At 68.1% G+C, this 24,523-nt stretch carries 16 protein-coding genes and 1 pseudogene; 5 read left to right on the top strand and 12 right to left on the bottom strand.

The annotated features are described in order from the left end of the window. From BM228_RS35295 to BM228_RS07685, 8 genes and pseudogenes are all read right to left on the bottom strand, one after another. A partial coding sequence (locus BM228_RS35295; protein ID WP_092038694.1) for a calcium-binding protein occupies positions 1–1,326 on the bottom strand: 1,326 nt, incomplete at its 3' end. A gap of 75 nt (positions 1,327–1,401) precedes the next feature. Further along, a pseudogene (locus tag BM228_RS07715) lies at positions 1,402–1,743 on the bottom strand (IS256 family transposase); the annotation flags it as partial. A gap of 80 nt (positions 1,744–1,823) precedes the next feature. Continuing rightward, positions 1,824–3,605, bottom strand: coding sequence for a glycosyltransferase family 61 protein (locus BM228_RS07710; RefSeq protein ID WP_092038692.1), 1,782 nt, complete (start codon positions 3,603–3,605; stop codon positions 1,824–1,826). Between the two features lie 19 nt (positions 3,606–3,624). Further along, positions 3,625–5,397, bottom strand: coding sequence for a glycosyltransferase family 61 protein (locus tag BM228_RS07705; RefSeq protein ID WP_092038690.1), 1,773 nt, complete (start codon positions 5,395–5,397; stop codon positions 3,625–3,627). Between the two features lie 300 nt (positions 5,398–5,697). Next, on the bottom strand, positions 5,698–6,807 hold the full coding sequence (locus tag BM228_RS07700; RefSeq protein ID WP_092038688.1) for a DegT/DnrJ/EryC1/StrS family aminotransferase: 1,110 nt from the start codon (positions 6,805–6,807) through the stop codon (positions 5,698–5,700). A 200-nt stretch (positions 6,808–7,007) separates the two neighbouring features. Then, entirely contained in the window at positions 7,008–8,273 is a 1,266-nt protein-coding gene (locus tag BM228_RS07695; RefSeq protein WP_244537056.1) for an HlyD family type I secretion periplasmic adaptor subunit, read from the bottom strand. Positions 8,274–8,370: 97 nt separating this feature from the next. Next, positions 8,371–10,095 carry a type I secretion system permease/ATPase gene (locus BM228_RS07690; protein ID WP_092038684.1) on the bottom strand — a complete coding sequence of 575 codons (1,725 nt, stop codon included), beginning with the start codon at positions 10,093–10,095 and terminating at the stop codon, positions 8,371–8,373. Positions 10,096–10,909: 814 nt separating this feature from the next. Beyond that, positions 10,910–11,554 (bottom strand): acetyltransferase, encoded by a 645-nt coding sequence (locus BM228_RS07685; RefSeq protein ID WP_092038682.1) that lies wholly within the window; start codon positions 11,552–11,554, stop codon positions 10,910–10,912. Between the two features lie 313 nt (positions 11,555–11,867). Here BM228_RS07685 and BM228_RS07680 point away from each other — a divergent pair, with 313 nt between their 5' ends. The 5 genes from BM228_RS07680 to BM228_RS07655 all read left to right on the top strand — a co-directional run bounded on the left by BM228_RS07680 (position 11,868) and on the right by BM228_RS07655 (position 19,480). Further along, positions 11,868–14,504, top strand: a complete 2,637-nt coding sequence (locus BM228_RS07680; protein ID WP_244537055.1) for a glycosyltransferase family 61 protein — start codon at positions 11,868–11,870, stop codon at positions 14,502–14,504. Then, positions 14,501–15,541 (top strand): NAD-dependent epimerase/dehydratase family protein, encoded by a 1,041-nt coding sequence (locus tag BM228_RS07670; RefSeq protein ID WP_092038680.1) that lies wholly within the window; start codon positions 14,501–14,503, stop codon positions 15,539–15,541. The genes BM228_RS07680 and BM228_RS07670 overlap by 4 nt, the downstream gene beginning before the upstream one ends. A gap of 133 nt (positions 15,542–15,674) precedes the next feature. Beyond that, positions 15,675–16,349 (top strand): DedA family protein, encoded by a 675-nt coding sequence (locus tag BM228_RS07665; RefSeq protein WP_092038678.1) that lies wholly within the window; start codon positions 15,675–15,677, stop codon positions 16,347–16,349. 203 nt (positions 16,350–16,552) lie between these two features. Next, the gene (locus BM228_RS07660) at positions 16,553–16,969 is read left to right on the top strand and encodes a hypothetical protein (RefSeq protein WP_092038677.1); all 417 of its coding nucleotides are present in this window, start codon (positions 16,553–16,555) and stop codon (positions 16,967–16,969) included. A 105-nt stretch (positions 16,970–17,074) separates the two neighbouring features. Beyond that, positions 17,075–19,480, top strand: coding sequence for a glycosyltransferase family 2 protein (locus tag BM228_RS07655; protein WP_092038675.1), 2,406 nt, complete (start codon positions 17,075–17,077; stop codon positions 19,478–19,480). A 6-nt stretch (positions 19,481–19,486) separates the two neighbouring features. On the opposite strand, the gene BM228_RS07650 is transcribed toward BM228_RS07655, so the two are convergent. From BM228_RS07650 to BM228_RS07635, 4 genes are all read right to left on the bottom strand, one after another. After that, positions 19,487–21,136, bottom strand: a complete 1,650-nt coding sequence (locus BM228_RS07650; RefSeq protein WP_092038673.1) for an SGNH/GDSL hydrolase family protein — start codon at positions 21,134–21,136, stop codon at positions 19,487–19,489. Between the two features lie 63 nt (positions 21,137–21,199). Next, positions 21,200–22,444: a hypothetical protein gene (locus tag BM228_RS07645; RefSeq protein WP_244537054.1), complete on the bottom strand. Its 1,245-nt coding sequence runs from the start codon at positions 22,442–22,444 to the stop codon at positions 21,200–21,202. 241 nt (positions 22,445–22,685) lie between these two features. Then, positions 22,686–24,029, bottom strand: a complete 1,344-nt coding sequence (locus BM228_RS07640) for a discoidin/SUN/FTP domain-containing protein (protein WP_092038671.1) — start codon at positions 24,027–24,029, stop codon at positions 22,686–22,688. 214 nt (positions 24,030–24,243) lie between these two features. Beyond that, the gene (locus tag BM228_RS07635) at positions 24,244–24,471 is read right to left on the bottom strand and encodes a DUF1127 domain-containing protein (protein ID WP_092038669.1); all 228 of its coding nucleotides are present in this window, start codon (positions 24,469–24,471) and stop codon (positions 24,244–24,246) included. Between the last annotated feature and the right edge of the window lie 52 nt (positions 24,472–24,523).

The raw sequence follows: 24,523 nt of genomic DNA, 5'->3' as shown, positions 1-24,523 counted from the left end.
CGCGTGGGCCGTCAGGACGCCGCCGATCTGCTTGCCGTCCACAGAGACGGTGTACTGCGCATCGCCCTGGTAGGCGTCCTGGCTGATGCGCAGAACCAACTGGTCCGACCCAGTGCCGATGCTTGTCGACTTATCAGTGCTGGTTTGAATAATAAGGGGGTGATCCGTGAGGCCTATGCTGACAGACGAAACATTGTGCAGCGTTTGGGTGGCATTGGTGCCTTGTAGGGGATCAAAGACCTGCACCGTGCTGAAGGTCTGACCAAGGTTGACGTTGACCGGCGTGCTCGCCGCGGAAATCGGCGTGTCGGTGACCTCGTTCCAGATATCTGGTTCGCCCCACGCGATGATCTGAAAGGAACCGTCCGATTTCTGGGTCAAGTAGCTATGGCCCGTGCTGGGCAGTCCGCTGATGGAATAGTTCAATGTGCTTGCGCTGAAGCTCGAGGCGTTGCCACCTGCATCAGCCATGATCGACGTCAGATTGTGAATCGCATCCGCGGCCGGCTTGGACGTTCCGTCCAGTCGGAACAGGCCGAAATGCTTTTCCTGGTCCGATCCCTGCGGGTCGGCGTACGCGTCGAGGAGCTGGTAGATCGAGGTGGATCGCGAACCGAGCAAGGCCGCATCCATCATCGCGTTCAAGAGCAGCTTGGCCTGGGTGGCTTCGTTGACGCCTTCCCAGCCCCCGGCCGTGTCGGCGGTGAGCGACGTGTGATAGCCTAGTTCCGTGATGGCAAACGGCTTGCCGGGATCGACGGCCGCTTGCGCCGAAGCGCCGCCTGCTATGTCGTTGTACGGTTGATCGCCATTCTTGGGATAGGGGTGTATGTTGTTCCAGTCAGACGCCGACGCGTGCACTGGGTAATCTGTAAAGCCCAGGACGGGAATATTTTTCAGCAAGGGATCGTTGTTGACCGCATTGAACAGGGCCTGCTGATAGGCCTGCGCACCGGCCGTCCCGGATTGGCCGTTATAAGTGACGGGCCAGTTGTTGACCTCATTCGGCCCTTCGATGCCGACCACGGAACCCGGGTGCGCGACGACGAAGTCGTGAATCCGCTGCACGACCAGAGCCGGATTGGGGTCGTTCGCGACGAAGGTAAATTTGATTCCTGCATCAGCGGCCGCGCCGAGGTGTACCTGGCCGGTATAATCGTAGTTCGGGTTCGGCGCAGCATCCCGGACATGATCGAGGCCGAGATATTGCAGCGCACTTATATCTTTTGTGACGTTGAGGTATTGCCCATCGGTGTAATTGATGTGCGTCGCAACGCCAAACGAATTTATCAGATCGTCGCTGCGGACAGCCGTTGGCTGTGTCATGACGAATGTAGCCTCAATCTTAATTTACACTTTCTAACTGTAAGCATCAAGAGGTTAATAACTAGTTAGAGGTAGTCAGGCGGCGCGGTCAGCTGGGCGCGCGGTGACTTCGGTCCCGTCGCGGAAGATGACGCCAGCCACGACCCTCAGCAACTGGCCTTCGCCCTTCAACCGTCGCCAGGTTTTCGACTCCGTCATTACGAGCTTGAACACGATCCGCTTGGCGGTCGTGGACGAGAGTGCGCCTTTGGTCCGGACCATGCGGTCGCGGACCGTGGCGAATACGCTCGCGATCAGGTTCCAGCCGTGAAGATGGTCCCAGTGACCTCCCGGTAAGTCGTAGATCGTCACCAGCGCCTCCCAGTCCTTGGTCAAGGAGGGGGCAGCGCGCGGGTCCTTGACCTCGTAATTCTCGACAAGTCGACCAGTGCCGCCACAGGGTGGACGCACCTGCGGGAAATCCGGCTTCCGTCTGAGGCGCCGTCAGCAGCCACGGATCAAGGTGCGGCCGTGACCGCCTCCAAAGCCCGCCGCATCGTCGCCGGCAGCACCCTAAAGTTCGCGTGCATTGGGTGGACGCCCTCTATCTGCAGCGTGGTCCCGCGCACGAACAGAAGACGCGCCCCGCTGGACTCGACGAAGCTGGTGAAGCCGCGGAAGTAGAATTCCGGGCTCTCGTGGGCGAGGGCCACGACCCAGGCGCCCGGCCGGCAGAAGATGCAGTTGATCAGGGCGGAGCTGGCCGAACCGACGATGATGTCGGCGCCGTAATACATCTGCACCTGCTCGACGAAGGTGAGCAATTCGGGCTGGACGACCTCGAACCCGTGGGGCTGCAACGTCTCGACGATCTCCGCCTCGTTGACGAGCTGGCGCTGCGTGAACCCCCGCCGGGACAGGATGATGCGCCGCCCGGTCCGCCGGAGATCGCCCCCCTCCGCGGCGAGCCGTTCGAGGATCTTGTCTCGCACGGCGGCGAGAATGTCCTGCGGCCAGATCGCGTCGTAGATCGGAAGCCCCGGCCGGGTATCGAACGGGAAGAAGGCCGGCACGGGTGCGAGACCGAGTTCTCGGAACCGCGTCGCGACCGGCTGCAGCGTCACGATCGGTCGGTCGCGTGTGTCCATCAGCGCGATGATCTGGCGGTGCGTCTCCGGCATGCCGTCATCGACGCAGATCGGTAATCCCGCGGGGCAGGCCGGATCGTTGAAGCACAGCATCCGCGGAACGAATTCGAGCAGCCAGTGGCCGTATTGCCGGCTCTGGAATCCGAACAGCATCAGCCCGGCCTCGATCTCGCGAATCTCGGAGGGTGCCTCGACCAGGACGCGTTCGGTGCCCCAGACGGCCGTCATGATCTGACCCGGATTGACCCCGTCCTTGATGTCGGCGACCCCGCTGAGCGGATGGGCCGCGAGGTCGTAGATCAGGCGCTCCCCGCGGAGCACGACGTTGCTCCGGGGGAAGGTCAGGCAGTCCTGGAAGAACGCCAGATATTGCGGCGGCGCGTCGAGGGTCCCGGCCTGCGATGTTAGGGGAATCGGGCCGTCGAGGAACGTCACGGCGGGGTCGACGATCCTGCGGCCTGGTTGCATCTCGTGATAGCGCCCGCGCCCCTCCGCGGCTTCCTGCCGGGCCGAGACGATGCGGTAGATGCCGACGGGGCCGAGGCCGACGATCGACCGTGTGCTCTCGTGCAGCGCCACGGCCTCTTCGTGCCGGCCCGCCCCCGCCAGGGCGTTCATCTGCAGGATGCGCAGGTTCCGGATCTTTTGGCTGAGATTGTCCCCGTCCACGGTCGCGAGGTCGGTATCGCCGCCGTTGAGTTCGTGGGCGAGGCGGTAGCATTGGACGGCGGGTTCTGCCCGGCCGCGACACTCGTGCTCCCAGCCGCGCCGCAGCAGCGTTCGGGCCACCTCCTGCAGGGCGGCCGCCGCTTCGTCCCGCCCCCGGAGTTCCGCGACAAACGCCGTCGCGTCGTCCCAGCTTTCATGGCCGATGAAGTCGCGCAGACGCGCCAGGGTGGCGATCCGGCGCCAGCGCAGAGGATCGTGCGGGTCGATCGCGGCGGCGAGTTCGTAGGCACGCGCCGCATCTTCGAACTGGCCGCCGCCTTCGAGCCGGAAGCCGAGGGCTTCGAGGTGCCGCAGGGTCGTGGCCACGCGCGATCCCGACGGAGGCTCCGCGGTGAGCAGAGCGGCCAACCTCTCCAGCTGACGCGCAGCGTTGCCGCTGTCGATCGACCGGACGAGGTCGAGGAAGGTCGCCGTCGGCCGCATGTCGCCCTGTCTCCGACCGCTAGGGACCGACGCCGACGCGCTCGAGGCCGCGCAACACCTGCTGGGGCGGGACCGTGTAATTGGCATGGAACGGATGGGTCTTCTCGCCCGGCACCGTCGTGCCCCGGATGTAGAGGACCTCTGCTCCGCTCGACCCGATCATGCTGGTGTAGCCGCGGAAATTGAACGATCGGTTCTCGTGGATCAGCGCGACGACGCGTGCCCTGTCGTTGCAGAAGATGGTGTTGGTCATGGCCGAACTCGCGGAGCCCACGATCACGTCGGCCGAATGGTAGAGGGCGATCTGCTCGATGAAGGAGAGCTTCTCCGGGTACACGACTTCGAAGCCGTAGCGCGCCAGGGCGTTGATGATCTCGGCCTCGTTGACGAGCTGACGCTGCGTGAAACCCTTCCGCGACAGGACGATCCGCCGTCCCGTGGGCCGCAGATCCACACCGCGCGCGGCGAGTCTGTCGAGCACGGCGCGCCGCATGGCGCCGAGGACGTCCTTCGGCCAGACCGAGTCGTAGACCGGCACGTCCGGCCGGGCGTCGAACGGGAAGAAGGTCGGGACCGGGGCGACCCCGAGTTCGCGGAATCGGACCGCCTGCGCCGGAAGCGGGAGGATCGGCCGCCCGCGCGTGTCGAGCAGTTCCACGATCTGCCGGTGGGTCGCCGGCATGTGATCGTCGATGCAGATCGGGAAGCCGGCGGGGCAGGCGGGGTCGTTGAACCACAGCATCCGCGGCACGAACTCCAGCAGCCAGTGGCCGTAATTCTTGCTCTGGAGCCCGAACATCATCAGGCCGAATTCCAGGGTCCGTATCTCGGCTGGCTCCTCCACCAGGGCGCGCCCGGCCCCGTAGACGGCCGTCATGATCTGGTCGGTGTTCTTGCCGTCCTTGATGTCGGCGATGCCGCTGTCGGGGTGCGCCGCGAGGTCGTAGATCAGGCGGCTGCCCTGGAGCACGATGTTGCTGCGCGGGAAGGTCAGGCAATCCTTGAACCGGGCGACGTATTGCGGCGGGGCGTCCAGGGTGCCGCAGACGGAGGTCAGCGCCACCGGGCCTTCGAGGAAGTGGATCTCCGGCTCGGCGATCCGGCGGCCGGGCACCAGCTCGCGATAATCGCCCTCCCCTTGCGCGGTGGCCTGGCGGGCGGACATGATGTCGTAGATCCGCACCTGTCCGAGCCCGAGGGTCGCGCGCGTCCGCTCGTGCAGAGCCTGCGCCTCCTCATGATGGCCCGCCTCGGCGAGCGCGGTCATCTGCAGGCTGCGCAGGTTCCGGATCTTGCGTTCCAGCGTGTCGCCGTCGACCGTGAGCACCTGCCCGCCCAGGCTGTCCCGCGCGATCTGCGCCAGCAGGTAGCAGCGCACTGCGCTCTCGGCTTCGCCGGCAAGCTCGTAGTCCCAGGCGATCTGGACTAGCGACGGGTCGTCCTGCCCGCGGTCTCCGGCGGCTGCCTTGGCCTCGCAAAGCGCCTCTAGCAGGTCCTCGACGCCGTCGAAGGCCTGACGCTGGCAGCGGTCGACGATGCCCGTCCGGATGGCGGCGAGGTGGTAGAGCGCGGCCCGCGCACGCGAGGCCTGGGCCGCCAGCCCGTAGGCGCGGGCGGCCAGATCGAAGCTGTCCTCGCCCTGGTACCGGAACGCGAGGGTCGCGAGGTGCTGCGCCGCTGTCTCGGCGCGCTCCTCTGTCAGGGCCGCGAGGGCGCCTTCGATCGTATCGAGCGTGGCGGCGCCGTTCGTCCGGTTGGCCTGCGTCAGGATTCGCCGAAAGTCGTCGCGCATCGATACCGACCGTTCCTCTCACGTGATCCGCAGCGCCGCACGATATACGACACAAGACCGGGACGTCTTCGATCGGCCATCCCATCTAACCCCCCTCGTCCTGAGGTACCGGAGCGCAGCGCAGGTCTCGAAGGAGCTTTCCAGAGGCCACCGCGATCCCTGGAACTCTCTTTCGAGGCCCGCTGACGCGGTCACCTCAGGATGAGGAGATTGGGTTGGATATACCCGATCACCTCTCAATCGGGCGCTGTCGTGTCACGTGGCAGCGCCGCCCTCCAAGTCTTTGTTGGATCGCGCGCCTTAGCGCGCCGCCAGGGCTCGCTCCACGCAGACACAGACTTCGTTAATCTGCTCCCGGCTGATCGCCGGAAAGAACGGCACCCCGATGGCGCCGGCGGCCACGGAGGCTGTCCGCGCGAGGCCGTCATGCCGGCAGGTCGAAAAGGCGGGATGCGCTTGGCAGCCTGTCCCGTACCAGCGCCGCCATTGAATGCCGGCCGCGTCGAACGCCGCCGTCACCGCCTCGGCGGCGGCAGGCTCGAACAGCGCGTTGACCGTCATGGTCAGCCACTCCGCCGCGAAACCCGGCTGCATGCGCACGCCGATGCGCTCGAAGTTTTCGTGATAGGCCCCCGAAGCTTCCCGCAACTGCCGGATGCGTGCCTCGAGGCTGTCGAAGGCGGCCAGGCCGACCGCCGCGGCGTATTCCGAGATCCGGTAATTGCCGCCCCGCACCTCCGAGACCCGACTGCTCGCCGAGAAGCCGAAACCCGTCATGGCGGTGGTCTGCGCCACCAGATCGACGTCGGTCGTTAGGATGGCACCCCCCTCCCCGATCCCGAGTGCCTTGGTGGCGTGCAGGCTCACGCAGACCGGCTGCGCGCCGACCCGGGTCAGGTTCAGCGCGGCGGCGGCGGCATCGAATACGACCGGGATCCCGTGCGCCGCCTCGAACGCCTCCCAGGCGGGAATGTCGATCGGCGCCCCGTAGGGGCTGACCACCACCACGGCGGCGACCTCGCCTTCGGCCAGCGACAGCGCCCGCTCGGCGATGGCGGGCGTCAGCGACAGGGTCTCGGGGTCGACATCGGCGAAGAACGGCTCCAGGCCGACATTCACGGCCGCATGTGCGGTGGCGATGAAGGTGTAGCCGGGCATCAGGCAGAGCCCGCCGCGCCGGCCGGCGATGCGGTAGCGTAGGGCGAGTTCGATGGCGCTGGTGCCGTTGCCGGTGATCGTCGCGGCGACCGGTGCACCCTGAGCGCGCTCCGAGACGAAGCCGCAGAGCCTGGTCGTGAACTCGCGGGAGAGCGGGCCGTAGTTGCTGTAGATGCGGGTTTCATCGATCCGGCGAAGATACGGGACGATGGCATCCGTCTCCGGCAGGCTTGGAATGAGCACGGGGATCATCGTCGAGACACGTCCTGGCTGTCGGCCGCCACCATCCTCATCCGCATGCTCGGGTGACGCGGCCCGCTATACATCGCCTGGTATGAGCGCGGAAGGCGCCCGGCTCCGAGCGCGCGCGATGAGGGGGGCGCAGCTTAGGCCGGGACGCGGGCCCCCGGATCGGGGAGCCGGATGCCACCGGCCCGGTCCGCCGCCCCGGTTCAGCGCTCGCGCCACGCCTTGGCGATCTGATCGGTCAGCGGCTTGATGAGATAGCTCAGGACCGTGCGCTCACCGATCTGGAGATGCGCCTCCACTGGCATGCCTGGCACCAGACGGACCGTACCTAGCCGCGCCTGCTCCGCGCCCGAGAATCCGATCCGCGCCGTATAGTAATTCTGACCGGACTTTGGATCGCTGCTCACATCGGCGGATACCCGCGTCACGGTGCCGTCGATCTCCGGTGTCGTGCGCACGTTGAAGGCGGGGAAACGCAGGATTGCGTTCTGTCCCTGCCGCACGCTATCGATGTCCTGGGGCTGGATGTGGACCTCGACCGTGAGTCGATCCGCGTCTGGCACGACCAGCATGACCGGCTCGGACGGCGTCACCAAGCCGCCCACCGTGTGCACGCTCATCTGATGCACGATCCCGTCCTGTGGCGCCCTCAGATCGACCCGCCTGACCTGATCCTCCGCCGCCGCCCGCTTCTCGATCAGTTCCGACCACTTGCTGCGGATGTCAGCGAGGTCCTTACCTACCTCGGTTCGCATGTCGGCATCGATCTGCAGACTCTGCAGATTGGTCTCCGCGACCTTGCCCCGCGCCGACGCGATCGAGGCCGTCAGCTGCCCGCGCTCGCCCTCTAGCCGTGCCGCGTCCCGCTCGAGGACGGTCACCCGGGACAGCGGCACGAGTTTCTTGGCGTAGAGATCCCGCAGGCCGTTCAGCTCGTCCTGGATCAGCCGGATCTCCCGGACCTTCGACGCTACCTGCTGGCTCAGCCCGGCGATCTCCTCCTTGAGCTGCGCCGCGCGTTCCGAGAGCTGCGCACGTTGCCCCTCCCGGCTGGCCAGTCGTGCGGAGAACAACCGGGTCTCGCCGTCGATAAGCGCCTCGATCTCCGGACTGGTGCGGCGGCGTGCCAGCAGGTCGCTCGGAAACACCACGCCGGCGGCGGCGTCCCGCTCCGCCTCGCACCGCGCCCGGCGCGCGGCGAGTTCGTCGAGCGCCTTACGGGTGATGTCGAGGCCGGCCCGGATCTGCGTCTCATCGAGGCGGACCAGCACGTCTCCGGCTCGAACCCGGTCGCCGTCCTTGACCAGCAGCTCGCCGACAACGCCACCGTTGGGGTGCTGCACCTTCTTGACCTCGGACTCGACCGTGAGGCGGCCCGGGGCGATCACGGCGCTGGCGAACGACGTCAACGCCGCCCAGCCGCCGAGGCCCGGCACCAGAGCACAGGAGATCGCACCCGCGAGGATCATCTGACGACGGATGGACGCACGCGGATGCGACCGCGGTCGCGCCGATGCAGAACGGTCGGACCCGAAGGGCCCCGGGGCGAAGGCGGTGGCCGACATGTCAGGCGCTCTTCCGAGGTTGTTCCGCGCGCGCCACGTCGACTGGACGCGAGATGCGCCTGAGCACCTCTTCCTTCGTCCCGAAGGCCTGCATGCGCCCATCGGCCAGCAGGAGCACGAGGTCGACCGCGGCCAGCGCACTCGGGCGATGGGCCACCACCACGCAAATCCCGCCCCGCGCCCGGATCCCGCGGATGGCCTGCGTCAGCGCGACCTCGCCTTCGGAGTCGAGATTGGCGTTGGGCTCGTCGAGCACCACCAAGAACGGATCGCCGTAGAGCGCCCGGGCCAGCCCGACGCGCTGGCGCTGGCCGGCCGAGAGGCCGGCGCCCCTGTCGCCGAGCCGTGTCTGGTAGCCCTCCGGCAGGCGCAGGATCATCTCGTGAACCCCGGCCGCCTTGGCCGCCGCCACGATCGCCAGGGCCTTGGGATCGGTCTGAAAGCGGGCAATGTTCTCGGCCACGGTCCCGGCGAACAGTTCCGTCTCCTGCGGCAGGTAGCCGATATGCGGTCCGAGGTCCTCGGCCGACCATTGCTCGAGCGCCGCGCCATCGAGGCGGACGCGGCCGCGCAGGGGCGTCCAGACGCGCACCAGCGCCCGCACTAGGCTCGACTTGCCCGAGGCCGAGGGCCCGATGATGCCGAGGGCCTGGCCCGCCGTGAGCCGGAAGCTCGCATCGTACACCGCGACGAGGTGCGTGCCCGGCGGCATCATGCTGACCGCTTCGACCGACAGCGTCGCCCGGGGTGCCGGCAAGGCCATGGGCTGGGTGGCCGCCGGCAGATGGTGCAGGGCGAGGGACAGCCGTCGCCAGCTCTGGCGGGCGGCCACGAATCCCTTCCAGTTGGCGATGGCCAGTTCCACCGGCGCCAGGGCGCGCGCCACAAGGATCGACGCCGCGATGATGCTGCCGCCGCTGGCTTGGCCGTTGATCACGAGCCACGCCCCCAGGGCCAGGACGCCGGATTGCAGCGCCATCCGGCAGGCCTTCGACATCGCGCCGAAGCCGCCAGCGATATCGGCGGTCCGCTGCTGGGCGTCGATTTCGTCGTGATGCGCCGCCTCCCAGCGGCGACACAGGGCGCCGTGCAACCCCATGGCGGCGACGACCTCGGCGTTACGCCGCGCAGCTTCGAAGAGCGCGTGGCGCTGCGCCGCGTGCTCGGACGCCGCGCGGCTCGGCCTCAGCGTGGTCCAGTCGGTCAGCAGGGTCAGAGCACCGAGGAGCAACGCGCCCCCGATCGCAACCGCGCCGATGAGTGGGTGAAACAGGAAGCAGAGCGCTACGTAGGCGGGCAGCCAGGGGAGATCGAACAGGGCGGTGGGTCCGGTTCCGCTCAGGAAGGTTCGTATCTGGTTGAGGTCGCGCAGAGGCTGACCGGCCTCCTCGGACTGGACCCCGTACAGGGGGGCCCGCACGCTCAGGTAGAACACCCGCGCGCCGATATCCGCGTCGAGAGCCGTGCCGATCCGGGCGAGGATGCGCGCTCGCAGAGCCTCCAGGGCGCCCTGAGCCACGAACAGGACCAGCGCCAGGATGCACAGGCCGACGAGCGTCGGGATCGAGCGGCTCGGAATCGCCCGGTCGTAGACCTCCAGCATGAAGAACGAGCCAGTCAGGGTCAGCAGATTCACGAGCCCGCTGATGCCCGCGACCCCGGCAAAGGCAGCCGCGCTGCGACGAAGCGCGGCGCTCAACTCGGAGGTTTGCCGGCTCTGACCCATGCCCAACCCTCAGGTCAGCACGCTGCACAGTGAGATGTGCTTCATCGTGCGCCTGAGCATTCTGATCGGAACCGACGCTGCGGCCGCATCAGAGTGCTCGATTTCGCTGGGTCCATCTCCCTAAGGATAAGGTTAACAATCTGCTAATGCCGAATCTCGATCGGCTTGACTTGATCGAGCCTGCACAGGCGGCTTGGTCATTTAATCCTTTGCTTGCAGGCCTGATGACCGTCCGCTCAACCTTCGGCCACGCCGAATGTCGGAGGAACTCGACCGTCCCACGCGTCCGTCCGGCCTTGGTCAGGTCCATCGCGAAGCGAAGGTCCGCGCATCGCAGCTGGTGCAGGGGCTGGCGCGCATGGAGAAGCGCGATCATCGCCGTCTCATCCGCTCAACCCGGGCCGGCCCCTTTCATGGGATAGCGTCGAGGCTGTGGAGGATCGCCGCCCCCCGTGGGGCTCTTTCTTTTCGCCCATGCGGGAAATCCAGTTGCCGACCCGTCAGCTAATCATCCATTCGCTGTCAATTGAACCGACCTGATGGGCGTCCGTGACGTGATTGTTCTGGATGATCATCTGACACGGGATGATGTGGCCATTCAATATCTGATGAGAGGCGATATCCAACGTCCCATCGCCGTTGAAAATATCCGATCCCTTTGCTGTGCGTCTCAAGTCCCAACGTCCCCACGTGGGTCACGGCGACGATCTTGATGTTCTGCACTGTCATAATGGCTAGTTTGATGATGGAGAGCGCTGGCGGCCGAGGCGAGCGCAAAACACATTGAACGGGCTGGACTGAGTCGTGCTCGATTTCAACCGCGTCGCAACGGCCGTGCCGGATTTCCAAATACGGTCTGGCCCGGCGCCACGTTCCGAATCACGACGGCGCCGGCCCCGACCAGGGCATGCGCGCCGATCCGGATCTTCGGGATCACGCAGGCGCCCGTGCCGAGGAACGCCCCCTCCCCGACTTGGACATGCCCGGCCAAGTGGACGCCGGGGCTCAGCGTCGCGAAATCCTCCAGTACGTCGTCGTGGGCGACGGTGCAGCCCGGATTAATTAGCACGTGGTCGCCGATCTGCGCATCCGCCGTGATCGAGGAATGGCCGAGGATCACGGCACCTGCGCCGATGCGGCTGCTCGCGCCGATCAGCGCGCCGGGATCGATGATCGTGGCGAAGCGTGCCCCGATCTCCGACCGCAGGTGTGCGACGGCCCGGGCCCGGGGCCCGGGCTCGCCGAGGGCCACGACGAAACGCAGGCTGTCGTCGCCCGCAAAGGTGCGGACATCCCGGACCACCGGCCTTCCGCGAAAGGTCTCCGGCGCGTCGATGCCGGGATCGACGATGCTCGCCTGCAGCTCGATCGCGGTCGCGTGCGCGTTCAGGCGTTCCAGGACGTCGACGATCTCGCGGGCGAGGGCGCCGGCCCCATACAGGACGAGGCGGACCGTCATCGCACCCTGTGCCGCGACCGGCTCCGGCTCAGCGCCGGCGGCTGCCTGCCGCTCGAGCGAACGTCCATGCGCGGGATCCCCTGCCTGTCCGGGGCCCTGCCCTACACGAGTCCCCGCGGGCTCTCCAGGGGCGCGACGCCTCGGATCGATGGGCGGGCTCGGCCGCCGTGGCGGCGGGCGGATCGACGGTTCGAGGATCACGGAAGCCGGGATGCCTCGTCAGGGTGCCTCCGTTCCAGTACACCGCCGATCGGGGCGCGGGCCGCGATCGAACGCGCCGACGCGCGCGGACGGGCAGGGTGTTGAGACGGACATGAGGCCGACGGAGACGTTCATCGACCTGATCCGGACGGTCAATCGCGACAACGCCTCGGAGGTCCTTGAGCGGCTGCGCACGCACGTCCCCGTCGACGATCCGGCCGGTCGCACCACGATACAGCGGCATTTCGAGGCACTCGCGTTCCGGCTCGAGGGCGATGACCAACTCGGTGCCGCCGCCGACACGTATGACCTCATTGGCTCGCTGGTCCCGCACGATCGCGAGCGCTGGGTCGTGGCCGCCGTCACCGCGCGCCTGCGCGACCTCTGCCGGCGCGGCCGCTACGCGGAGGCCACGGCCCGCGTCCGGAGTTTGCGCGAGAGCGGCGACCCCACCGTCATCCGCGAAAGTGTGGCGACCCTGCTCCGGCTCGGCTGGGTGGCCGAGTGCAGTCAGGAGCCGGAGGCCTGCGCGCAGAGCTATCGGTTGGCCTACGAGCTGAACGGCGGTGACGACGGCATCACGACGGCGGACGGCTTTGCCGTGAGCACCAAGGTCAAGAACCTGCGCCGGTTGCAACTCGACGCCCTGCTCCCGGAGGGGCGCTACAAGGATGCGATCGCGCTGCACGAGCAGACCCGTCACGTCTATCGAGCTGGGCCGTTCCGCGTCTACGACATCACGACGGCCAAGGCGCTCGCCGCGAGCGGGGCCACCGCGTACACCGAGCTGCGGCCGGCGCGCAGGATCGCGCCCCCCGAACTCCGCTTCTTCGAGCCGCCCCCGGCCCTGCTGTCCGAGCGGGGCGAGCTCGACATGCCGGCCCAGTACCTCGCCTTCCTGAACGGAGCCCGGGCGTTCCCGCGCAGCAACGTGGTCATCGCCGGAGACAAACTCGTCTACGATCTAGCCGCGCATCCGCGCCGCCCGGATATCCTGCTGCAGGACGGGCTCAACCCGGACCAGATCATGATGGCCGCGTTCGGCGATACGCGCGCCCTCGTGGAGGTGCCCGAGGATCCGCACGCGGTCGAGGCCGGGCTGATGATGTTCGGCCTCCAGAGCCGGAACTACGGGCACTGGTTCTGCGAGTACGTGCCGCGCATGCTCGCCTACAACGATCCGCGCTGCCCGGACGGGATCCCGCTCTGCATCGACGACCACATGCCCGGCTCGCACGAGGAGATCCTGCGCCTGCTCGACACGCGCGACCGGCCCTTGATCAAGCTGCCGCCCAAGCCCGTCGAATTCGGGCTCCTCGGGATGGCACCCCCGCCGGCGTTCTTCCCGTTCGAGATGAAGCCGGGGCGGCCGGTCTACGATGCGGTCTGGCCGGCCGACATCTTCGCGATAATACGCGAGCGGATCCTCGAGAGCGCTCGGGAGCGCAGGGTTCTGTCGGAGCGGACCGACCGGCGCCTGTTCATCTCGCGCAAGGCCTTCACCCAGCGGGCGCTGGTGAACGAGGAGGAGATCGCCGAGCGCCTGCGTCCCTTGGGCTTCGAGGTGATCTACCCGGAGACGATGACGTTCCTCGAGCAGGTCGACGCGTTCCACTCGGCCGCTCTGGTGGTCGGCTCGTCGAGCTCGGCCCTGAGCAACGCCCTGTTCTGCCGGCCCGGCTGCCGGATCCTCGGCCTCATCCACGAGGAGCTGGCCTTCAACTTCCGGGGCTATACCAGCTACATCGAAGTCGGGGGCGCGCGGATCCTGTTCCTGCGTGGCCGCACCCTTCACCGTCCGGGCGTGCACGCTTTCCACGTGAGCTACACCGTCGATCCGAGGAAGGTCGTCGCGGCGGTCGCCGCGCTGGAAAACGAGGTTGCGTCCGGCAAGCCCGCGGGCTTCACCCTCTCGGACGCGGACAGCCCTCCCATCCGCGTGCCGGATGACAACGTGCTCCGATCGCCGGCTGGCGCGGAGCCCGTGCATGTGGATTCCGGGCGCCTCGCGCAGGTCACGACCCTGGCGGCCGGTCCGCACGCGGCCCCGGACCAGGGTCTCTGCGCCCTGGAGGCGGTGGCCTACCTCGCCGGCGAGCCCCATTCCGACCAGCCCGCCTGCGCCTCGCCGAGCATCGCGGCCTTCATCCGGACCTGGAGCGATGGCCTGCCGCAGGCCGAGCGCGACGACCTGATCCTGCCGCTGGTTCCCCGTCTCGTCGGGACGCGCGGCTCGGAGGCCTTGGAGCGCCGGCGCATCGCGATGGTCGCGGATTGGCTCGTGCGCAGCCACGTGCCGGCCTGGTTCCGCCTGGCCAAGCTGAACGTCGAGGCGGACGAACTCGCCGACCGGGCCGAGCTCACGGATGTCGCCGATCTCGCATTCCAGTGCGATCACCTGAAGCGCGCGCGCAAGCGGGCGGCGGTCGCCAACCTCACCCTGCGGCAGACCGGTTCCGCGGTCCGGGCCGCGGCCTGGGATGCCACCCAGCAGGCGGCCTGGATCGCCGTCCGGGACGCCTTGGAGGAGGCCGGGCCGCCGATCCTCGCCGCCGGCTGGGATGCGGCCTATGCGGCGGCCTACGCGGCGACCCGGGCCTACGGGAAGGCGCCGCTGGAGCCGACCCGCCGCACGCTTCAGCACGCGGCCCTCGCCCTGGTCGAGCGCATGATCGAAGCGCGAGACTCGGATTCGGCTAGGTCCGATGCGCCGGTCCCGGTGCACCCGAGCGCCGAACTCCGACCATGAGCGGCGGCCGAGGCCATGACGGGCGGCCGATCGATCCGGCCGGAACCGGCCCATCGGCTTCGGCTCTCGCGGGGGCGCGCTGCCTCGTGCTGGGTGGTGCCGGCTTCCTGGGCCTGAACCTGTGCAACCGCCTGGCGCAAGCCGGCGCCGAGGTCACCTGCTTCAGCCGCAGTCACGCGCAGGCCGAGGTCCTCGACCGGCGCGTCGCCCGGGTGACCGGACACTTCTCCGACCGGCTCGCCATCGCCAACGCGGTCGAGCGTCAGGATGTCGTCTTCCACCTGATCGCCGGATCGATCCCCGAGAGCTCGAACCGCGACCCGTCGGCGGAGCTCGCCGCCGCGCCGATCGCCACCCTGCACCTCCTCGAGATCTGCCGCTCGGCCCGGATCAGGAAGGTCGTGTTCGCATCCTCCGGGGGCGCGATCTATGGGATCCCGCGCGCCACCCCGATCCCGGAGCAGGCGCCCACCGACCCGATCTCGGCCTACGGCATCAGCAAGCTGATGATCGAGAAGTCCCTCCACCTGTACCGGCATCTCCACGGGATCGATTACCAGATCCTGCGGGTCGCCAACCCGTATGGCCGGTTCCAGCTCGGCAACCGGCATCAGGGCCTGATCGGCAGCTACATTCAGCGCGTGCTCGCGGATCTGCCGCTGGAGGTCTGGGGCACGGGCGAGGTCGTGCGCGACTTCCTGCATATCGACGATGTCAGCGACGCCTTCCTGGCCGCTGTCGGCTATGACGGCCCCCACAAGGTGCTGAATGTCGGCAGCGGCACGGGCCTGAGCGTCAACCAGATCATCGCCGAGCTGGAGCGGGCCTTCGGGCGCGAGCGCCTGCCCTGCCTGTACAAGCCGAGCCGCGCCGCCGACGTGCCGGCCAACGTGCTCGACACCACGCTGATTCGGTCCGAGCTCGGCTGGCAGCCCCGGGTCGCCCTGCGCGACGGGCTCGTCAGCACGATCGACTGGATGCGGGCCCATCTGGCGGAGGCGCGCGGGGACGGCGTTCCGCCGAACCCGGTCCGCTGAGGCCGGCCAAGCCCGAAAGCCTTCGTGCTCGGCAGCACCACAAATCGCCGCCCGGCCCGATATTTCGCGCTCCGCCCCGGAGTGGCCACGTTTTTCACCGACAGCGCGGGCCTCCGATCCGCGAGGAGACCGCATGTCCTTCCTGCACGATCTGCCGATTGCCGACCTGATTGCCAACTACGGCTACATCGCGATCTTCATCATCATCACCCTGGAGAGCGCCGGCCTGCCGCTCCCGGGCGAGACGGTCCTGCTCACCTCAGCAGCCTATGCCGGCAGCACCGGCAACCTGAGCATCGCCCTCGTGGTGGCGATCGCCGCGACCGCCGCGATCCTCGGCGACAATGCCGGCTACTGGGTCGGACGGCGCTGGGGCCTGCCCCTGCTCCTGCGCAAGGGCCACATGATCGGTCTCGATCACGGCCGGCTCAAGCTCGGCCAGTATCTGTTCCGCCGGCATGGCGGGAAGATCGTATTCTTCGGCCGCTTCACCGCGATGCTGCGGGCCTACGCGGCGGTCCTGGCCGGCGTGAACAAGCTCGATGCGCGCCGGTTCATGGTCTTCAACGCCGTCGGCGGCGTCGCCTGGGCCTCGATCATGGGCTTCGGCGCGTATCTGTGCGGGCGGTCGATCGAGAACGTCATGGGACCCGTGGGCCTCGCGCTCCTGGCCTTCGTGCTGTTGGGCGCCGTGGCCCTGTGGATGTTCATGCGTCGTCACGAAGCGCGCCTGATGGTCGATGCCGAGGCCGCGATCCCGGGCCCGCTGGTCGCGGGCTCGGTCGCGCCGCAGGCCGTCGCGGGGTAGAATCGGGCGCCGCGCGTCGCGAGACGCCGGGCGGCACCCGAGGGCTTGTCGCCGGGCCGCTTCCGGGTTGACCGGTCCCCGGGGCCGATCGTATCACGCCGCCTCATGCGGCGGGTCGCGCGATCGCGCCGTCTATCCGGCTGATCCCGCCGCATGATCCCGCGCCCGGATCGCAGGACGTCGAGACTGAGACGGAGCCGACCTTGAGCGAGGACGTGGACGCGCTGCGGGCCGAGCTCGCCGAGACGCAGGCGAGGCTCAAGGACGCGCAGGGCGAGATGGCCCGGCTGGTGCGTCTGGCCGAGGCCGACCTGCAGCGCCGGCGGCCCGGCGAGCAGTCGAGCGTCGTCGCCTCCTCGGTGCGCCGGCCCCCCGCCAAGGAGGTCGCGGCCCGGATCGCCAAGTTCGTGCATCTCTACCGAGAGGCCGCCGCGGCGAGCCCCGAGCGAGCGCCGGTCGTCCCCGAGCAGGCCATGCTCGACTGGCTCGAGACCTCCGGGCTGTTCGACCGCAATTTCTACTTGGCGTGCAACGACGATGTCGCCAATGCCGGCGCCGACCCGACGCGGCACTATTACAACCACGGCTCCGAGGAAGGACGCCTTCCCGGCACCCTCTAGAGCATCGTCCCGAAAAGTGGTTTCCGGCTTTCGGAAACGGGCGATGCGCTAGAGAGGTCGGTCGAAGGAAGCAGTCCCCAGACGCGCGTTCGAGGAATTGGATCGATGCAGGACGGTGCAGGAGACGCCGCGCCGGGTGCGAACACGGCGACGCCCGCCCTGGAGCCGTGGCAGGACGATTTCTCGACGATCTATCGCAGCGGTCTCTTCGACCACATCTGGTACGCGACGCGCTATCCCGATGTCGGCCTGACCGACCTGTCGCCGCTCGAGCATTACGTGAAGTACGGCGCCCGCCTCGGGCGTCAGCCGCGGGCGGACTTCACCGCCGAGCCGGACGAAAGCTTCGACGGCAGCTTCGTCAATCCGTTCGCCGCCTGGATCCGCGCCCGCGCCGAATCCGAGCCCGCGCCGGAGTGGAACCGGCCGGTCGTGTCGGTCCTGTGCATCACCTACAACCAGGCCCGGTTCATCCGCGAGACCCTGGACAGCATCCTCGGGCAGGTCACGGATTTCCCGTTCGAACTCCTGGTCGGCGACGACCGGTCGAGCGACGGCACCGCCGAGATCATCGCGGATTACGCCGCGCGCCATCCCAACCTCGTGGCGGTGCTGCGGACCGAAAACCTCGGGCCGAACAAGAACTTCGCCGACCTCACGGCCCGCTGCCGGGGCGAATACGTCGCGATCTGCGAGGGCGACGATTACTGGACGGATTCGAGCAAGCTCCAGCGCCAGGTCGAATTCCTGCGGGCGAACCCGGAATTCACCCTCTGCTTCCACCCGGTGCGGGTCCTCTACGAGGACATGCCGGGCGTCGAGGAGATCTATCCGAAGCATTCGAGCTCGCAGCCCTCGCTGTCCGACCTCGTCGCGCACAACTTCGTCCAGACCAACAGCGTGCTCTATCGCTGGCGCTACCACGGCGAAGAGCCCTTCCGGCTCGACGAGGGCATCGCCCCGGGGGATTGGTACGTCCACCTGATGCATGCCGAGGTCGGCCGCATCGGCTTCCTGCCACAGGTCATGGCGGTCTACCGCAAGCACGCGGCCGGGATGTGGGCGACCTACGCCACCGAGCTCGCCCGGCACAAGAAGCTCGGCAATTCCGAGATCGCGTTCTTCCGGACGCTGCGCGGCCATTTCGGCGGGCGCTACGCCGTGGGCTACGAGGCGTCGCAGAAGGCGATCTTCCGCCGCCTGGCCGAGGCCTATCTCGACGAGGAGGATGTTTCGAGCCTCGGCGCCCTGATCGACGCCAATCCCGACATCGCCCGGGCGGCCCTGCACGACATGGGCCTCGACGCGCCCGACGATCTCTCCGGCGAGCCGGCAGCCCTGCGCGCCTGGCTCGAGGATCAGCTGACGGTCAGCGTCATCGTCACCGCCTACAACCATGCCGGCTACATCCGCCGCTGCCTCGACGGCGTGCTGGCCCAGCGCGGCCTGTTCAAACTGCAGGTGGTGATCGGCGACGACCGCTCCACCGACGGGACACCGGAGATCGTCGAGTCCTACCGGGCGCGCGATCCGGAGCGGATCACCGTCCGGCCCCGGGAGCGCAACCTCGGCATGCTGCGCAACATGCAGGATTGCCTTGGCGCCTGCACCGGGCGCTACATCGCCTTCTGCGAGGCCGACGATTACTGGCTGTCCGACCGCAAGATCGCGATGCAGTTGCGTATGCTGCGCAACGACCGCGCCCTCGACATGTGCTTCAACTGGGTGCTGCTGCACTACCCGGCGACCGGCTCCTTCGTGCCGCATGACGAGCAGGGCCGCTATCCCACCGGGACGATCAGCTTCCCGGTGCTGGCCAACGCGCCGCTCACCGCCAACTTCTCCTGCTGCGTCTACCGCGCCGAGGCCCTGCGCCGGGTGCCGGAGGCGTATTACGAGAACGCCGCGGCGGCCGACTGGCTGATGAACCTCTACGTCGCCGACAAGGGCCGCATCGCGTTCCTGCGCGAACTGCTCTCGGTCTACACGATCCAGGACAAGGGCCAGTGGTCGGGCCTGCCCGAGGACATCAGGAACGCCCGGATCGCCGAGTACCAGAAGCAGTTCGCACAGATCTTCGGGGAGGGGCGCGGCTTCGAGAAATACGAGGTCGGCTGCACCATCGCCGAGCTCGACGGCGAATTGCCGGATTCCTTCGCCCGGGCGAACCTCGAAACGCCGCAGGACCGGGTCTGGGCCGAGATCCAGGACGGGCAGGTGCTGCTTTCCGGGTGGGTGGTCTCGGCCAGCCGGGCCAAGGCTACCCTCATCGCCGAGGTCGATGGTGAGGTTCAGCGCCATCCGGTGGACGTCCACCGGCCCGACGTGATCGCGGCGGTGCTGGGCGACATGCCGACCACCATGGAGGAGGCCCGCTGCGGCTTCCGCCTCACCCTCCCCTACGCGCTCCACCTCGAAGTGCTGCTTTCGATCGAGGTCGAGCACGAGGTCGTGCCGTGGCTGTCGGTCATCTTCACGCACCGCGTGAAGCGGTCGGGCCAGCAGGGGTAACGCGGCCTACCGTCTTCCACCCAGCCAGCGCCGCACCCGGTCGAACGGCGTGCGCGGCCGGTCCAGCACGCGGATGACCTCAGCGGCCAGCCGCGCGGCAACGATCTCGCGCGCCGGGTCGTCGTAATGGACGATGTCGTAGAAGGTCCCCGCCTCCCGATCGCGAAAGAGGCCGCTGAGGTCGATCGCCGTGAAGGTGCTGCGATAGGGCCGCCGCGCCGCGAGCTCGGCGGTGAACGCTTCTAGCTTGCCGTACTGGCGGTCGAGATAGGCCAGGAACGCCCCTGAGGCGACGTTGCGCTCCACCTCGGTGAGGTGGCGCTTGCGCAGCACCGTCGGTTGCAGGACGCTCACCATCGGCACGGCGTGGTCGTGGGACAGCTTGGTCAGCCGGTGCGCGGCGAGCCGGTAATGGTGGACGATCGCGTCCTCCCAGCCGGGGGTCTGCCAGCCCACCTCGGCGCGCAGCCGCTTCAGTTCCTCGTAGATCAGCGTCACCAGCGCATCGTAGGACAGGCCGTCCTCCCGGGCCCGGGGATCGTGCGTGTCGAAGAAGTGGTCGTAGAGCCGCTCGGTGATGAAGGCGTTGTAGGGGTAGCCGGGCCGCGGATCGTAGGTCCAGGGCTGGAACAAGTCGGTGCTGCCGCTGACCACCACGATCGCGTCAGGCTGGTAGCCCACGAGCTTCGACCAGATCAGGTGGGTCATCTGCGTGAGGCAGCTCGACATCACGCCGAAATTGTAGACTTTTGCGCGCGTGCGACCCTGCGCTCGTAGTAGCCGTTCGAGACGCCCGGGCAGGGTGTTGGCCAGGGTGCCGCCGTCGATGGTGGTCGAGTCGCCGACCACGAAGATCCGGGTCTCGCCCGGGGGCTTGTTCGCCGTGATGGCGGTCGCGTTGAGGAAGCCCTGGGCATCGAACGGGACGCCGTAATGGCTCGCCCCCGGCTTGCCAGCGAACTGGATGTAGGGGCTCGGGTGGCGGGTGTTCGAATCGAGATAGCCGAAATGGTGCAGGAACTTGCGCCGCCGCGCCGCGTCCTCGCTCTCCGGCGGCGGCCAGATCTGATCGACGCCGGGGGCGGTAAGCGCGGCCAGCATCGCGGCCTGGAGCGCCTCGTTGCCGGCGGCGTTGAGGGTCACGCCGTCGTCGCTGAACGCGGGCTTCAGCGCCCCCGTCTCGGTCGCCAGGACGGGGTCGTGGTCGATGAAGCCGGCGCCGTATTCGTGGACATGGTCGCGCAGCCACGCATTGACCTCGGCGATGAGCCCGAGGGACCGCCCGGCAACGGCCGGTGAGGCCGGATCGACCGGCGGGATCGAGCCGACCCAGCTGCGCACGTAGAGGTCGCGGGTGTCGCTGAGCATCGCCCGGATGTCGGCCACGATGCCGTCGCGCGTGACCCCCGGGTGGCCGCCCAGGATGTCGTCCCGGCCGCAGATCAGGTGAAGGCCCCTCGCCCCGTAGAGGGCGATCTCGGAGCGGAGCCGGCGCGCCATGTCCCGGGTCGCCTGCCCGGGGATCCCGCGCGCCACGGTCTGCGGCCCGGAGAAGGCTTGGGGCATCTGCGCCGTCCAGGAGGCGGTCACCGAATCGCCGAAGAACAGGATCGGCCCGAACGGGAAGAGTGGCCTGTCGCCGGCCGGCGCGCTCATGCGGTCGCCCTCGTCATGGGTGTCGTCATCGTCCGTGATGGGGCTGTCCTCGGGCAGGCCGATTCAGCGGGCCGCGAAGATCTCGATCCCGTCGAGGTGCAGGACCTGCTCCTCGTCGAGATCGACCTTCAGGTAGCGGAACCGAGCCGTGTCGAACCGGAGATGGAGCGGGAGGCCGGGATGCCAGTCCGCATCCACCGCGTCGAAGACGAGGCGATATTCGGCCTCCGTCTCGCCGAGCCAGACCCGCATCATCTGTGCGCGCTCGCTGGGCTGCCCCCAGCGGTTGTAGATGCGGATCTCCGAGGCCCGCTCGACCGCGCCGAGATCGAGCACGAACCAGGGATTCGGCTCGAGCGCCGTGTGGAAGAAGAACGACGGGTCGCCGGTGGTCCGCTCGCCGTAGACGCCGCTCGTCCCGGACCAGGGGGAGGCCGAGCTGGCGCGCCAGGTCTTGCCGAGCGCGATGTTCTCGGAGGGCCGGACCGAGACCAGGGTGTCCGTCTCCAATTCCCCGATCAGCGTCTTGATCTTCTTCGAGGCCTCCCGCAGGGGCGGGATCTCCAGGTCGAGCTTGTAGATCAGGTTCGACAGGATGCTCTGATCGAAGCGGTGGTCGATGAAGCCATCGAAATCGGCTAAGCCCATCTGGTTGGGGATGTCGGTGACGACCCGCTCGTCGCCGGCATAGCGCAGCCACTCGGCGACGAGGTGGCGGGTCTCCGGGCTGACCATGAAGGCGATCCAGGTCGCCTGGATCTGGTCGGCATTCCAGTAGCGCTCCGTGTCGCACTCCATGAGCACGAAGCAGTCGCGCTTGGTCCAGACCCGCTGCGGCTTCCCGTGCAGCACGCCGACTGCGACCCGGCGCCCGGATTCGGCGAGCCAGGTGAGGAGCGGGGCGACCGGCGGCAGGGGCGCGTCGTCGATCGCCTGCATGCCGGTATCGGTGAACACGATGAAGTCGCCGTCGCGGCTCTGCGCCACCGCCTCGGCGATGATGTAGGGCTTCCAGGCCCAGTTCCCGGCGCCCCGCGACCGGTCGAGGATCGCCCGGTGCGCTTCGTAGAACGGCGTCCCGCGCAGCCGGTCGGGCGACCAGCTCTCGATCGTGTCGAAATCGCCGGTGGCGGCGGCTGCGGCGACCAGGCGGCGCTGGCTCTCGACGTAGTGGTACTTCGCGGCGAAGCTGACCAGGGTCTTGCGGCGCGGGCGCAGGCGGCGCCGCTGCTGCATCAGGATCTCGGCCCGGTGCATCGGATAGGCGTTGACCCGCAAGGCCTCCGAGGGCTGGATGTCGCTCGCCAAATCGATCCTCCCAGCCGTCGATCGGCGCACCGGCAAGACCGGGATTCCAAAGGGCCGAGCCCTTTGGCGGGGTTCGGGGCGGAGCCCCGATGCATCGGGCGAAGCCCGACACCAGGGCTCCGCCCTGGACCCGCAAAAGGTCGAAGACCTTTTGAATCCAGGATTTTTTTCGGCGTGCAGGACCGACTCAAGGTTTCTTGCGCGCTTGTCACCGAGTTTCCCGCCTTCGGCAAGGGCGGCGTCAGGCGTCGTCGAAGGCGAGGTTCTCGATCGGGTAGTCGAGCATCAGCGCGCGCCGCTCCGGTGAGTTGTCCCACTCGCCGACCTTGGTGTAGCCGCCGGCCACGTCCAGCACCTCGATCACGGTACCGATGGTCGGGATGCTCTTGAAGTGCTGCGGCCAGCCGGAGGCGAAGTAGAACACCTGCTCGATCCGGTCCGAGAGCTGGCACACCCCGGGGCCGAAGGTGCCCAGCCCGAACACGAGGTAGCGCCCGTTCATCAGCGCCGCGACGTCGTCCGTCAGCGCGCCGCTCTGGGTGGAGAACGGCACGCCCCGCGCCGTGATCCAGGCTTCCAGCGCCGGGATCACCGGGTTGAGCCGGTTCTCGAACACCAGCTTGATCGACGCGATCCGCCCTTCCGCCAGCAGGCGGTCGATGACCATCCGGTAGAAGGCCAGCGGCGGCTGCGGGTATTGCGGCGCGACCCAGGTGCCGAAGATGTCGCCCGAGCGGATATGGATGAGGAGCTCGTCCTCGGGCTTCTCGGGGATCCGCGCCGGCAGCCGGTTGAACAGCGGTCGGATATAGGTCCGCACGATCTCCCTCGTCTCCTCCGAGCCCAGCGTGCCGGCGAGCCGCTGGATCCCGAGGTCGAAATACATCCCCGACAGGTAGGACCCGTCCGCCGGCAGCGGCTCCGAGCCCGGGATGAAGGTTATGCCGCCGAGCGTCACGGGGCCGGACAGGGCGATCACCTCGCTGCGGTTGGCGGCTGGGAGCTTGATCGTCTTGAGGTTGAGGTTGCGGGCGATGCCGATGGCCAGCAGGCACTGGATCAGGCAATTGCCGAAGGCGCCGCATTCGTAGAGCGCGATCCCCACCAGCGCGCGCGACCGGGGTCGCACGGCGCTGACGAGGCTGTAGGTGACGTAGGGGTTGGTCCCCGGCCGCTCGCCGGCCATGTCGAAGGACGCGCCCAGGACGTGACGCAGGGTGATCAGGTCGAACGACGCCCGCCCGCACCAGACCCGGACGGCCGACACGTCGTGCCCGGCGGGAAGGCTCAGGCGGAGATAGCGCGCCCAGGCGCCCTCCCCGGGCTCGACCAATGCCGCCCCCTCCCCGTCCGGGCTCGCTGTGAGGGCGGGTTCCGACCAGACCTGTCCGTCGTCCGAGACGGCGAGGCCGGGAGAGTCTCCGGCACCCGCGACGGCGTGGATCGGGAAGCGCAGGCCGAGATCGACCTGCAGCCGGACGGTACCGGTGGGGTCGGGGTGTCGCGCCTCGGCATCTAGGCGGTACCAGGGCCGTCCCGCCGCCAGGTCGATGAGGTCGTCCGTACCGCCGTGTGCCGCGTCCATCGCCCCTGGATCCTTCCCGCCGGAAGATCCTGTACCGAAGTCGATGGCGATCGTCCCGCGCCACTAGAGCACTCGTCGCCGAAGTGGATACCGATTCGGCGTAAGCGAGCGCGTCGCATCAAGGACTTAGAGCCGTTCCCGGTTGCAATGTGATCGGGAACGGCTCCAAGCGGACAGAATCGCCATCGGCAAGCGCCTCCGGGCCGGATGGGCTTCAGCGCAACGCGGGTGTGAGGCCGCCGGGCATCAGGACCGCCGGCACCGGGGCCGCTTTGCCACCGATGGGGGCGTGATCGCTGCAGCCGTTGTCGCAGAAGGTGCGCAGGGTGCGCCGGTCGAGGCCGACATCGAACAGCACCGTGTCGTCCAGGGCCGAGAGGATGCGGTAATTCCGTGCCGCCGCGCGCCGGGTCTGAATGGATTTCAGGATCTCCACAATCATGGCCCGCGCTCCTCCTGAACGAATACGGATTTCGTATCGCGTATCCACGAGG

Source organism: Methylobacterium pseudosasicola (assembly GCF_900114535.1).
GTDB classification, from domain to species: domain Bacteria; phylum Pseudomonadota; class Alphaproteobacteria; order Rhizobiales; family Beijerinckiaceae; genus Methylobacterium; species Methylobacterium pseudosasicola.
The sequence above is the reverse complement of the archived record's forward strand: the minus strand, read 5'-3'. Positions and strand labels throughout refer to the sequence as shown.

Excerpts from the sequence above, each read along its gene's own strand:
- BM228_RS07640 (WP_092038671.1), bottom strand. The coding sequence starts at position 24,029 with ATGGACGCGGCACACGGCGGTACGGACGACCTCATCGACCTGGCGGCG.
- BM228_RS07690 (WP_092038684.1), bottom strand. The coding sequence starts at position 10,095 with ATGGGTCAGAGCCGGCAAACCTCCGAGTTGAGCGCCGCGCTTCGTCGC.
- BM228_RS07655 (WP_092038675.1), top strand. The coding sequence starts at position 17,075 with ATGCAGGACGGTGCAGGAGACGCCGCGCCGGGTGCGAACACGGCGACG.
- BM228_RS07665 (WP_092038678.1), top strand. The coding sequence starts at position 15,675 with ATGTCCTTCCTGCACGATCTGCCGATTGCCGACCTGATTGCCAACTAC.
- BM228_RS07700 (WP_092038688.1), bottom strand. The coding sequence starts at position 6,807 with ATGATCCCCGTGCTCATTCCAAGCCTGCCGGAGACGGATGCCATCGTC.
- BM228_RS07670 (WP_092038680.1), top strand. The coding sequence starts at position 14,501 with ATGAGCGGCGGCCGAGGCCATGACGGGCGGCCGATCGATCCGGCCGGA.
- BM228_RS07710 (WP_092038692.1), bottom strand. The coding sequence starts at position 3,605 with ATGCGGCCGACGGCGACCTTCCTCGACCTCGTCCGGTCGATCGACAGC.
- BM228_RS07650 (WP_092038673.1), bottom strand. The coding sequence starts at position 21,136 with ATGAGCGCGCCGGCCGGCGACAGGCCACTCTTCCCGTTCGGGCCGATC.
- BM228_RS07680 (WP_244537055.1), top strand. The coding sequence starts at position 11,868 with ATGAGGCCGACGGAGACGTTCATCGACCTGATCCGGACGGTCAATCGC.
- BM228_RS07695 (WP_244537056.1), bottom strand. The coding sequence starts at position 8,273 with ATGATCCTCGCGGGTGCGATCTCCTGTGCTCTGGTGCCGGGCCTCGGC.
- BM228_RS07705 (WP_092038690.1), bottom strand. The coding sequence starts at position 5,397 with ATGCGCGACGACTTTCGGCGAATCCTGACGCAGGCCAACCGGACGAAC.
- BM228_RS07685 (WP_092038682.1), bottom strand. The coding sequence starts at position 11,554 with ATGACGGTCCGCCTCGTCCTGTATGGGGCCGGCGCCCTCGCCCGCGAG.
- BM228_RS07635 (WP_092038669.1), bottom strand. The coding sequence starts at position 24,471 with ATGATTGTGGAGATCCTGAAATCCATTCAGACCCGGCGCGCGGCGGCA.